Annotated in this window: 11 protein-coding genes; 3 read left to right on the top strand and 8 right to left on the bottom strand. The window is 49.7% G+C overall.

The annotated features are described in order from the left end of the window. The first annotated feature begins 147 nt into the window (after window positions 1-147). Both CVT49_09540 and CVT49_09535 read left to right on the top strand, forming a co-directional pair. A complete protein-coding gene (locus tag CVT49_09540; GenBank protein ID PKK83239.1) occupies window positions 148-1,569 on the top strand; it encodes a hypothetical protein in 1,422 nt (473 codons plus the stop codon). An 11-nt stretch (window positions 1,570-1,580) separates the two neighbouring features. After that, window positions 1,581-2,663: a hypothetical protein gene (locus CVT49_09535; protein PKK83238.1), complete on the top strand. Its 1,083-nt coding sequence runs from the start codon at window positions 1,581-1,583 to the stop codon at window positions 2,661-2,663. Window positions 2,664-2,756: 93 nt separating this feature from the next. Here the strand turns inward: CVT49_09535 and CVT49_09530 are convergent, their stop codons facing one another. The 4 genes from CVT49_09530 to CVT49_09515 all read right to left on the bottom strand — a co-directional run bounded on the left by CVT49_09530 (window position 2,757) and on the right by CVT49_09515 (window position 7,419). Continuing rightward, window positions 2,757-3,386: a class I SAM-dependent methyltransferase gene (locus tag CVT49_09530; protein PKK83263.1), complete on the bottom strand. Its 630-nt coding sequence runs from the start codon at window positions 3,384-3,386 to the stop codon at window positions 2,757-2,759. A 35-nt stretch (window positions 3,387-3,421) separates the two neighbouring features. After that, window positions 3,422-3,913, bottom strand: a complete 492-nt coding sequence (locus CVT49_09525) for a GNAT family N-acetyltransferase (protein ID PKK83237.1) — start codon at window positions 3,911-3,913, stop codon at window positions 3,422-3,424. 184 nt (window positions 3,914-4,097) lie between these two features. Next, complete coding sequence (locus tag CVT49_09520) at window positions 4,098-5,672, bottom strand: hypothetical protein (GenBank protein PKK83236.1); 1,575 nt, start codon at window positions 5,670-5,672, stop codon at window positions 4,098-4,100. Next, complete coding sequence (locus tag CVT49_09515) at window positions 5,632-7,419, bottom strand: hypothetical protein (protein ID PKK83235.1); 1,788 nt, start codon at window positions 7,417-7,419, stop codon at window positions 5,632-5,634. Before CVT49_09515 ends, CVT49_09520 begins: the two co-directional genes overlap by 41 nt. Before the next feature lie 429 nt (window positions 7,420-7,848). On the opposite strand from CVT49_09515, the gene CVT49_09510 reads away from it, so the two are divergent. Then, window positions 7,849-9,300: an FAD-linked oxidase gene (locus CVT49_09510; protein ID PKK83234.1), complete on the top strand. Its 1,452-nt coding sequence runs from the start codon at window positions 7,849-7,851 to the stop codon at window positions 9,298-9,300. A gap of 67 nt (window positions 9,301-9,367) precedes the next feature. Here the strand turns inward: CVT49_09510 and CVT49_09505 are convergent, their stop codons facing one another. From CVT49_09505 to CVT49_09490, 4 genes are all read right to left on the bottom strand, one after another. After that, a complete protein-coding gene (locus tag CVT49_09505) occupies window positions 9,368-10,090 on the bottom strand; it encodes a hypothetical protein (GenBank protein PKK83233.1) in 723 nt (240 codons plus the stop codon). Window positions 10,091-10,318: 228 nt separating this feature from the next. Continuing rightward, a complete protein-coding gene (locus tag CVT49_09500; protein PKK83232.1) occupies window positions 10,319-10,831 on the bottom strand; it encodes a hypothetical protein in 513 nt (170 codons plus the stop codon). A gap of 45 nt (window positions 10,832-10,876) precedes the next feature. Beyond that, window positions 10,877-11,404: a hypothetical protein gene (locus CVT49_09495; protein PKK83231.1), complete on the bottom strand. Its 528-nt coding sequence runs from the start codon at window positions 11,402-11,404 to the stop codon at window positions 10,877-10,879. Window positions 11,405-11,441: 37 nt separating this feature from the next. After that, on the bottom strand, window positions 11,442-12,533 hold the full coding sequence (locus CVT49_09490) for a hypothetical protein (protein ID PKK83230.1): 1,092 nt from the start codon (window positions 12,531-12,533) through the stop codon (window positions 11,442-11,444). Window positions 12,534-12,549 lie beyond the last annotated feature (16 nt).

The following is a 12,549-nucleotide window of genomic DNA, read 5'->3' as shown; positions in this document are numbered from 1 at the left end:
CCGGGTTTTTTGAGTTAATGCAAAATTAATGTATCTCTTTAAAAAAGCCCATTATCGAGAATATCGACACTGAAATTGCCCAATCGACAGACACCGTGACCATGCAATCCGGGCATAAATAACTAAACCATCTTGTGAGGTTCTGCTATGGACATGTTACATTTATTGAAGAAAGGAGGCGGGAGGGCGCTGGCAGGCGGGATAATTCAGCTATTGCTGATTATAGCAATATCATTATCGGCCACGGTATTTGCCCAACCTCCGCCCGATTACAGCACTTTCGGCAGAGTGCAGAAAGTCGATTATGTGCCGGATAAAGACAGTCTGCTTCGCATCTGGATCGTTAATGTCGGCCAGGGTGACGGCCTGATTATTCAATTGCCCGCTAATTATAACTATTCGGTCGATGGTTATGATGACCCTGTTCCCGAGCGAACCGATATTCTGATCGACGGCGGCTCATGGACGAAGGATGAAAGCGAGTTGATCGGGCAATTTATCGATCGGTTGTATCCCGACCATTATCCCATTATCGAATATACGGTAATTACGCACCATGACAAAGATCATATCCTGGGCCTGACCGGGCTGTTACAGGATACAAATCTGGTTTTTGGCACTATTTATCACAACGGACTGGCTACGTACGAACCGGGTACCGCTAAATTTCCGTTAAACGCAATAACCGACAATAATGCAGTGTACAGCAAAAGCGGAGGAACGGTAACGCGCGGCATGGCTTTCCTGGACTCGCAGGATCGAATAAAAGGAGATTACCTGGTAAAGGACCTCGGACAGCTCAAGAGCAGCTTCAACAACGGCTATTTCACTGGTGAGTACGAAGATCTGGCGAAAGAAATTATCGGCCGGTCCCGCGACATGTCAGTGATGGCATTCGATCGAGCCTATGCCGGCGCTCCCTTCATCATCGAAAATTATGCGCAGAGCCACAATGCCATATCGGGAATTGAAATGGAGGTTCTCTGGCCGTTAAGCACTCTTCAGGCCTATGAAAGCAGGAACTGGGCCAAAACCATCAACGGCAACAGCGTAACCTTCAGGTTAAAATACGGCCAGTTTGAGATGCTGTTTACAGGTGATTTAAACAAAGCCTCCGAAACAGAACTTTACAATCATCTTAACGGCCTCGGTCAACTGGATAAACTTAAATGTGATGTGCTGAAAGTGCCTCATCACGGCAGCGAGGATGTTTTTGAGAAATTATTTACCGACAGCATTTTTAATCCGGTCGTATCGGCGGCATCGATGGGAGAGAGCGGTTTCAAAATGACCGGCCACAAACACCCGCGTCCGAAAGTGATCGACCGGCTGGGAGGGGCGCATCGATTCTACAGTACTTACATCCATGAGAAGAAATTCAAATGGGAAAATATGACCGAAAAGAAAAGACAAAAAATGATCGAGAAAAGGCGCAAGGATATTCTGGTGGAGACGGATGGGAAATGGTTCCGCGTGGTGGAAATCACGCTGACCGGTGATCCCAACATGCCGCCACCGGTCGATGAGGTCCGCCGCGGGCATGGAACCCGGTGGATACGCGCTGATTAAGGAGGTATGAGATGCTGGAAAATCTTGGTTCGTTGGATGATGTTCTTGGGGTGGCCATCGGTTTTACAACCATCATACTCATTTTGAGTTTGATTGTGACAGCGCTATTGCAGGTTCTTCAGAATGTCCTGAGGTTGCGTTATAATAATCTTGCCTATGGATTAAAGGCTCTTTTGGATCTGGCATTTAAAGAAAAAGAAAAAGGTATCACTTTTAGTCTTGCTGAAATAAAGGAGAAAATCCTGAAGTCGCCTCTTGGCGATGTCAAAAGAGCGACCCTATTTTCAAAAGAAGAATCCAAAAAAGTAAGAGTTCAACCCAGAAAAACCTGGATTGAACCGGACGAACTTATCGAAAGGATCTCGGAAGTAAAGAATATCATTCTGAGCAAAGGCGAAAGTGATAAAATAAAAAAGAAATTTCTGGAAACTTATGATTATCTCAGTAAACGTTTTCAAACAATGCTGAGATACTGGGGTTTTGTATTGGCGTTACTGGTTGCTTTTTTCTTTCAGGTCGATTCACTTGATTTGCTTAAACGCCTTTCCAATGATCCCGCATTACAGGCGCGCCTTGAAGAAAGCGCCAGAAAGCTGGTCAGTGAAAACGGGCAGGATGCTTTGAAGGTTTTGTCATATGAAGATGTTTCCGATTCAGCGCTGGTGCTTTTGCAGGCAGAGTATGGTGATTTGGCCGGGCAATTGGAGCAGGCATCCGGTATCGGAGCCGACAAGCAGGATATTATTAACGAACTTGATGAAATAATGTCGGATGAGAAGCCGGAGAAACGTGCCGAAGTTGTGGAAAAGTATGAGAGTCTTCTTGACATGTTGCACCGGGCCCAGATTGCCGAGGGGATGGAGCGATTCGAGAGATATAGCGGCGATTTGGCCCTCTTCAATATTCAGCTTTTCGCGAAAGGCTGGGATTATTATAAAAATTTAAGCCATATTCTGGGAGTGTTGATAACGGCAATCTTCCTGACTTTCGGCGCCCCGTTCTGGTTCGAACGACTGCGCGAGCTTATCAAGCTTAAAGATGCCTTGAAACCGGAAGTCAAAAAAAATGATAAGGACAAGCCGGATAAAAACTGAGAGAACATATATTCGGACCTAAACCATTCATGGCGGAAGAGTATACTCTTCCGCCATTTATTTTGCACCTTGAATTGATATTTTAATCGGCGATTACTTACGCCGCAACCAGGCAACATTGGTCCGATGAGGTTTCTGTTTGCCGGGAACCGACACTGTTTTCAATTCGATTATATGAAAGAGCGGCTTATACAGCTCTTCCAGTTCTTCTTCCGTCGAGAAATAAAGAATTGTACCAAGCGGTGTTTTGAAAATTTTCTGTCCGCCGCTGAATTCGATATCTTTATCGCTGAAACAGAGAGAGATGTACATGCCATCCGGGCGCAGGAGATTGCGGACATTTTGCAGATATCCCGGGCGATCCTCCGGTTGTATATGGTGCAGCACTTCCCAGTCAAAAGCCAGATCAAAGCTTGAATGAAATTCTCGCAGGTCGCCAAGCAAGTCGGCGGCCACAAAACGGCATGAGACACCTTTCGAGGCGGCCAGCTTACCGGCAAGCGCAATGGCGCTTTGGCTGATCTCGATACCGGTCACATCGAAACCATGTTGCGCAAGCCAGACCGAATAGTTCCCGGCGCCGCATCCCAAATCGACCACCCGGCAGGGTTTGATCCTACCGCTCGCGACCGCCTCGACCAAAAGAGCCGGCGGCTCCGGCATATTCCAGGGAATATTCTCGAGCGGGATGTTACGGTATATATGCTCCATTTGTTCATTCATATCCATGATGCACTCCCGATCAAAAAGCGGCAATCCTACAGATTTTTTTGCATCCACACCATGTCAAACTTTTGACCCTTTTTGATGCCGATTCCTTTGAAGCGGCCGCACTCGACAAAACCATGCTTTAAGTGAAACCGTATGCTCTTTTCATTCAATGATGATATCGAAGCAAGCAAGATCTCAACACCAAGCGCTTTGGCTTTCTTTATGAATCGTTCTAGTATTTGCGATCCCAATCCCTGTCCGGTATGTTCCGGCATAATAAAATAGCCGACCTCGAGCGTTTTTCGGAAGGAATTGGCCGGGTGAAAAGGACGCATCATCGCGAACCCGACCACTTGATCCGTTTCGGTTCTGACGGTCAGCGCCAGATAGCCTTTGGAGATGTTTAAAAAATGATCGAAGATCCCGTCCGAAACCCTGGTATCATTATAGGCGGCAAAACTGTTTTCGACAAAATGGTTGAAGATTTTCATCACCGCCATGCGGTCGGCATTGGTCATTTTCTTCAATTTGTAGGGCATAGCTGCTACTCCATTGGAATAAAATAATATATAAGTCAAAATAGCAACAATAATCGCCGGTGCCCAGCCGGAGTCAAATGTTCCTCATGTCACAAATTTATTATGCCGACATCTTGCTGAAAAAAAAGAAAGGCCTCCGTCGGAGCGGAGGCCTTTACATATTATGAATAATATTAATTAAAATCTATTTCGTTTCCAATGTCATCGGATCGCGCAACGGCAAAATGGTAACTTCGCCAAAATCCGAAAAATGCTCAGGATGTTTATCCGAGCCTTTTTCCACCGCATCGGGATCGCCGATGATCAGAAAGACAAGTTTATCCGGATGCAGGTATTTCTGGGCAACGGCCAGAACATTGTCGGGCGTCACCGCTTCCATGTTTTTGGTATAGTTTTGCCAGTAATCATCGGGCCGGCCGGTGTAATCATCATCCGCGAAAGTGTTGACAATATCCTTTTTGCTGCTGAAGGGGTTGACCAGGTTGCCGATAAACGAAGCTTTGGCGTTCTCCACAATTTCCGCCTCGCATTTTTCGGTGCGGATACGCTTGATTTCATCGACAATCAACCTGGTGCCGAATGCTGCGGTTTCGTGCTTGGTCTGGAACCAGGCCCGAAATGTTCCCGGATACAAAACCGGGCGGTTGAAAGCACTGCCGGTATTATAGGCCAGACCCTCATCCGAGCGAACCCGGCTCATGATGCGCGAGGTGAAGCCGCCGCCGCCGAGAATATCATTCATTACCAGCAAGGCATACTCATCGGGGATATCGCGTTTGACGCCGAGATGCCCCACGCGGATGCGCGACTGGTTGACATCCTCTTTCCTGATCATATATACCCCCGGTTTCGGATCGGGTATTTGATCCGATATGACCGGCAACTCCAGTTTCTGATCGGGCCATCCGCCGAGAAGATCATTCAGCTTGGCCAGGATATCTTTGGTTTTGAAATCACCGGAGATTGCGAATGTAAAATTTTTGGGGAAGAAGTATTTTTTATGGAAGGCGATCAAGTCTTCGCGGGTGATGGAATTGATCGATTGTTCGGTGCGGCGAAAGGGAATAGTGGACGGGTGATCGCCGTACATCAGGAAATTCCATTCGCGCGATTCGATTCCGGCGGTGGATGCATTGCGCTGTTCCAGATCCGAAAGAATATCCGCGCGGTAACGGTCGAGGGCCTCCTGTGAGAAAACGGGAGTGTACAGGATTTTCTTCAGCAGCATCAAACCCTCATCCATATCTTTCGCAAGGCAGAACAAAGTGACCGCGCCCTGGGTCTCGTCGATATTGATCGAAATATCCCCGGCCAGGTAAGCCAGACGTTCGTCGATTTCTTTGACGGTCATACCCTGGACGCCGCCGTTTCGCATCAGATACCCGGTCATGTCGGCCAGCCCGGCTTTTTCGATCGGGTCATAAATCGATCCGGTGCGGACCAGGATGGTCAGGTCAAAGGTGGGCATCTCAGGATTTTCCACCACATAAGCGGCGGCGCCGCATTTCAATTGATGGCGGTAATCTCCCGGTTTGGGCGGCTGGTAATTCAGCTCTTTGAATTTCAACTTATCGGGATGATTGACGATATCATCCGCCGTGGCGGCGGAAGCAAAAAACAGCATGACGGCCAGCGCCGGGATCATCACAAGCGCCATCAGCCGGCTGAACGGAAGAATGCATAATCTTTTCATATTCATTTCTCCTATGGCGCAGGCCTTATTCTTTCTCGGCCGCTTTGAGTTGGTTGAGATGGTCATTGGCGATTTTCAGGAGTTTTTCGGCACTGGCTTTCTCTTCGGGGTCATCAATCTGATCCAGCCGCATCGAAACCATACCGATCATCTGTTCCAGCCGGGCGGGATCATTAATCGACTTGATCATTTGCACCATTTGAGTAAACTGGGGATCTTCCTCGTCCCCGCCCGATTCCTGTCCGGCCTTGCTGTTAATAATCATGACGTTTCGCTGGTCATCCGCAAAATACTCGTTGGCCACGCGCTGCACATCCGCCGCCGTGACCATATCCAGTTTTGCTGAACTGTTGTTGGCTTCGGTCCAGTCGCCCATGGCGGCATTCTGGCCCAGATAAAACAGGATGCCGATTCCGGACATGATATCCATAAACCTGATTTTCTGCACGCGCAGCTGATTTTTTACCTTCTGCAGTTCTTCCTCGGAAACCGGGTTCTGCTTCAGATCTTCAATCACTTCAGACATGGCCCCTTCCAGTTGTTCGGCTTGAACTCCCGAGATTCCTTCGGCTCTGATCTGAAAGGAGCCGGCATATTTCTTGGAGTCCTGGATGGCATCGACAGCCAGATCGCTGCCGGGCATCATGCGCGGGCCGCCGCCTCCCGAACTTTTGGCCAAACCCTTTTCCTCGACCAGCTTCTTATAGAGCCGGCCGGTCTTGCCGCCCATAACTCCGGCCAGGATTTCCAGCGGATAACTGTCGGGGTGTTTCCAGGCTACGGTATGGTACCAGATTTCGGTTTTGGGGCTGGTTTCCGCCCGGGCAATCAGGCGCTTTTCGCCGTACTGCTTTTCCTCGAGAGTCGTCACATCCGGCGGTTCCGTGGTGCCGCGGGGAATACGCTCGAAGTATTTCCTGACCAGTTTAATCATCTCGTCCGGGTTCAGATCACCGACAAGAATCATGGTCAGGTTATTCGGTGCATAATAAGTATCGAAGTAAGCGTTGGCCTGGTCACGTGTGATACTGCCGAGATCGGAGGCCCACCCGATAACATCCCAATGGTATGAGGATGACTTCCAGAACATCGCCTTGAAATCTTCTTCGATCAATCCGGTCGGGGTTGATTCGACACCGAGACGGCGCTCCTCTCGGACCACATCGCGCTCGGAATAAAATTCCCTGAAGACCGCATTTTGGAAGCGGTCGGATTCCAGCCACATGTACAACTCAATTTTGTTCTTGGGCAGGCGGACCAGATAACCGGTCATATCTTCCGAGGTGAAAGCGTTCAGGAAATAACCGCCGTTCTTGCTGTAAAGTTCATCAAGCTGATCTTTAATGATCAACTGGCGCTGCTCGAGAATCAGACTGTCGAAGACGGCGTCAATTTCGCGATAGCGCGGTGTCTTGGCCTCGGGGTCAAGCATATCCTTGATTTCGCCGCGGCGAAGCTGCTCGCGCATAATCCGTTCCTCGGCCTGCATTAATTCCCGTAATGAGTCGAGCCGGGCCATAATTTCCCGATCACGCTTGATATCCTTGGTACCGATCGTTTCGGTCCCTTTAAACATCATGTGCTCGAAAAGATGTGAAATTCCGGTGATGCCGGTGATTTCGTTGGCCGAACCGACCCGGGCCGCAATTGAGGCCATGATGGTCGGGGATTCATGCCGCTCGACCATCAATACCTGCATGCCGTTATCGAGCCAGTATTCTTTGGCGTCAATATTTTGTGCGACCGCCGGAACCGCGGCGGCGAACAACAACAGGGCGCAGACAAGAATTGCCTGCCAAATTCGTCTATTCATGAGCAGCTCCTTAAAATAAAAATAATTGGTGGGTCTAATTGCTCTTCCTTCCGGGGTTTTTTTAAGGTGCCAATATAGTCTAAAGCGAAGAAAATATCAAGTTATCGGCAGCTGATATGATATTATCGCAAAAGAACCACCCGAAAATAAAATAAATTACCGTAGTAATTGCGGGACAACTAATTACAAAAAAGCGATCACGACAGCTTCAATGATTGGATTCAATCAGGTATCATCTCAAACCACAATAACTTAATCGGAGTTGCTATTAAGGGCTCATTTTTTTATTCTATTATAATGGATTAAATCACTCCAATATGCATTTGGCATCGTATCAAGTAAGTAATATTCATAAAATTAATTTTGTCAGCTACTGACTTTCTATAACCTGCAACTGCACAGGCTGACTGGATAATTTGGAGGTATCTTATGAGCAAAATACAATTTGTCCTGGGAAATGGGGCCACCGCTTCTGTTAACGAGGCGGCGGTCGAGGGACTTGAGACGGCAATGCGGGGGGAACTTCTTCGGTCGGGATCCGAAGGCTATGATGAGGCGCGCACCATCTGGAACGCAATGGTTGATAAACGTCCGGCGCTGATTGCGCGATGCGCCGGGGCATCGGATGTCAGATTGGCGGTCAGTTTTGCCGCCCGGTATGGGCTTTTGACGGCCGTTCGCGGCGGCGGGCATAATATTGCCGGAAACGCCGTTTGTGAGGGCGGTTTTATGATCGATTTATCGCAGATGCGTTCGGTCAGAATCGACCCCGGCGCCCGTGTGGCCCATGTCGAGCCGGGTGCAACGCTTGGTGATTTCGATCGCGAGGCGCAGTCTTTCGGGCTGGCGACACCGGTCGGTATCAATCCCACCACGGGTGTGGCCGGTTTGACGCTTGGGGGCGGCTTCGGCTGGCTTTCGCGGAAATACGGCATGACCGTCGATAACCTTCTGGCGGTCGATATCGTGACTGCCGATGGCGAGCTTTTGCGCGCGAATGAAAAAGAAAACCCGGATCTGTTCTGGGCGGTCCGAGGCGGGGGAGGAAATTTCGGGGTCGTAACCAGGTTTGAGTTCAGACTCCATCCGGTGGGACCGGAAGTTCTCAGCGGACTGATATTCCTGCCGTTGTCCGATGCCGTACCGGCGCTGAAGTTGTACCGCGAATATGTTAAAGGTCTGAAAGATGAAACCAGCGTGTGGGTAGTGTTGCGACAGGCGCCGCCGCTTCCATTTCTACCGGAGAAGTATCACGGTAAAAATATCATGGCCTTTGCTCTTTGCCATGTGGGTGACCCGGAGGAGGGGTTGAAAGCGATCGAGCCGCTGCGCGGATTCGGGAAAGTCATCGGCGAGCATGTCGGAGTGCAGCCCTTTACCGCCTGGCAGGCGGCCTTTGATCCGCTGCTGACGCCCGGGGCGCGCAATTATTGGAAATCCCACAATTTTGTCGAGCTCAGCGATGAGGTCATTGATATTGCGGTTGAGTACACTTCGAAGCTTCCGTCACCACAATGCGAAGTTTTCCTCGGTCTGCTGGCGGGCCAGGTAAATCGTGTTTCCAAGGATGCCACAGCCTATTCTCATCGTGATATCAATTATGTCCTGAACATGCACGGACGCTGGGAGGAACCTTCCGATGACAACCGCTGTATCGGGTGGTCCAGGGATTTCTTCAAAGAATTAACGCCCCACGCCTCGGGCGGCGTTTATGTGAATTTCCTGACAGCGGAAGAAACCGATCGCATAAATGCAGCCTATGGCGGGAACTATGAGCGATTGCTGAAGATCAAGCTGAAATATGATCCGGAAAATCTGTTTTGTCTAAATCAGAATATCGCTACCGGCAAAGAAGCGGCAAAAATCAAACGCGTCGTATAAATTTTTTGCAGTTCGCGTTTTAGATTAGTCCAGTACCGGGTAACTCCAGACGGGGTTATCCGGTATTTTATGATTTCTTTAAGATGTAAATTGTCCAGGGGGCGATGTGCAGTTCATTGATCCATTCATACGGTTCGCTCTCCCGGGCCAGCGGCTTATGAGTCAGCGCCAGTTCCAACCCTGACAGTTTGTAAAGCGCCCGATAGGCATCATCCATATAAATAATATCTTCAACCGGCCGTTGATCATCCACGTCCTTCATGATAATTTTAACCTTGTCGCCGCTTTTGGCGTATCGGTTTTCCGGGAAATCGGAGGTCGTAAATGAGGCCCATTCATGGGTATAAATTTCCGGCGAGGACACCAGATTGATCATGATGCCGCCCGGTTTTAGCAGGCGCCTGATCTCTCTGAAGTTATTCATCTTCTTTTCGACCGTCGGAATATTGTCAAAGGTAAATGCCGATAGAGCCAGATCGTAGTTGCTGGCCGTGAATCGGCTCAAATCACCATCGCTGACGAGCTGATAATCCCCGTTCGGATCGCCTGCCCGGGCTTTTGTGAGCATCGCTTCCGAGATATCCACGCCGACCACCTCGAACCCGAGTTTCCTGAGATATCTTGAAGAGCGGCCGGTGCCGCAGCCGAAATCCAACGCCCTTTTTCCCGTGACATGCTGCGCTATTATTTCGGGGAGGTCCCGATAGGCCAGATAGTACGTTCCGGGAAACTCGAGCTTGGCATAGGCCTCGGCCCGCCGGGCATCTTCATAGACATTATCGAAATTCATACCATCCCCTGTGGATTGTAACAGAAGATATATTACCTATTTTCGGGAAATCGTGCAATGCATTATTTGTTATAGTGACAATATTAAATTATTCCCGGTTTTGCGGGGTTATGTTTCTGTCGAGTGGTTCCGTCAAATATGGCGAGTCATAACAGATCGCCGTGCGGTGCAAATGCCTGCCCCACACGGCGAACATATTACGATTAATACTTTTGTAGTAAAGTCGGGCTATTTATAGCTCCATTCGGCGATGTAGTTGACGCTGTCGCCGCCGGCCATGTCAAATTCTCCACATGCGATCAATTTGTTGCCGAAAACCGCAAAGTCAAGGATCCTTCCATTCATGCCTGACCCCAGCGGGGACCAGGAAGATCCGTTCCAGGAAAAGATTCTATAGGCGCTTGGATCGAAGGGTGATGTCAAATTTTCCACGGCAATCAATTTATTGTTAAATATGATAAGTGGACTAATCCCATTATTCATCTCTGGTGCCAGATCTGTCCAGGCAGAACCATCCCAAGCCGCGATATTATTGACATTGACCGATCCCGCCTGATCAAGATATCCGCTGGCAATCAATTTGTCGCCGTAAGGGGAAAGACAAAAGACCTCGTCATTATCACCCGTAAAGCCTGACCCAAGCGGGCTCCAGGAAGAGCCATCCCAGACCGCGATTCCTCTGGCGCCAACGCCGCCGGCCGAGGTGAACCACCCTCCGGCGATAAGCTTGTTGTCGTACACACAGAGCGAATAGACATATCCGGTAATACCGGATCCGAGTTGAGTCTAGGAAGATCCATCCCAGGCCGCAATACGATTTACATTTACTCCGCCGGCGGAAGTAATTTCGCCGCCGACAATCAGCTTGTTGTCATAAACGACCATGGCATAAACCCGATGATCCACTCCTGATCCCAGCGGGGTCCAGGCAGAACCATCCCAGGCCGCAATTTTGCTCGCGCTGACCCCGTTGACGGATGAAAATTGACCAGCGACAATCAACTTGTTGTCATAAACGGTCATGGCAAGAACCATGCTATCCGTCCCTGATCCGTGGATCGACCAGTCAGAACCGTCCCATATCACGATATCGTTGGCCATAAAATCGACGTCATCCAAGAAATTTCCGGCAGCAAATACTTTATTATCGTATACTGTCAGCGCCCCGAGAGCGTAGGCTGACCCCGAACCAAGTGGACGCCAGGCCCACTTGGCCGTTGGTCCTGTCGGATCATCCGAACAACCGGAAAACAAAGCGCCGATAATCAGGATGCTTCCGATTATCAATGTAAGCATTAACCGAAGTTTTTTCATTTGTCCCACCAATTACAGGATTGATGCAAATGGTTGTCTATTTATAGCTCCATTCGGCGATGTGATTAATGCTGTCGGCGCCTGCAACCAGAAACTGACCACCGGCGATCATTTTATCGCCCCACACTTCGAATTCCAGGATTTCCTGGTCTGTTCCGCCGCCGAACGATGACCAGGATGAACCGTTCCATGAAGCCACTTTACCTACGCTGACGCCGCCGGCCGTGTTGAAATAGCCGCCGGCAATCAACTGGCCGTTGAATACTTCCAGCGAAATTACGGAAGAATCCATCCCGGTACCCAGCGGTGACCAGTAGGATCCGTTCCAGGCCGCAATATTGTTTGCATCCACCCCTCCGGCCTGAGTGAATTTGCCGCAGACGATCAGTTTGTTATCGTAAACTGTCGTTGCCCAGGGTTCATTGTCCACACCAGAACCAAGGGGTGCCCAGGCGGCCCCATCCCAGGAGGCGATCCCATTGGCAGGGTTCCCCCCCGCAGCTGAGAAATATCCGCTGGCAATCAATTTACCGTCGTACACCGACAAAGCAAAGACACTTGAATTTACTCCTGATCCAAGCGCCGTCCAGACGGCCCCATCCCAGGCCGCAATGAAATTGGCGCCGCTCCCGCCAGCGGTAGTAAATTGTCCGCCCACAATCAATTTATTGTCGTAAACGGTCATGGAAAAAATCATATCGTTCACTCCGGCTCCCACGGGCGCCCAGGCAGAACCATCCCAGGCCGCAATATGATTGACATCGACGCCGCCGGCTACGATGAATCCCCCCCCGGCATATAACGAACCGCCATATACTTCGACGGCATTAACCCATCTCCAAGCGCTCATCCCGGAACCGAGGGTTGACCAATTGGAGCCATCCCACGACGCAATATTGCTGACGGTTGAATCCCCGGCAGACGTAAATAATCCGCCTGCGATTAATTGGTTATTGTACACTGTAAACGCGGCGACAGGGCCATTTGTCCCCGATCCAAGAGGGCGCCACGCCCAATTGCCCTTTGGTCCAGTCGGGCTCGTCGGATCATCAGAGCAGCCAGATAAAAATGCGCAGATAATCAGGAGAAGACCGATTATCAGGGCAATTATTAATGCGACTTTTTTCATTTGTCTCACCAATTAC

Source organism: candidate division Zixibacteria bacterium HGW-Zixibacteria-1, assembly GCA_002838945.1.
Classification (GTDB): Bacteria; Zixibacteria; MSB-5A5; order GN15; family PGXB01; genus PGXB01.
The sequence above is the reverse complement of the archived record's forward strand: the minus strand, read 5'-3'. Positions and strand labels throughout refer to the sequence as shown.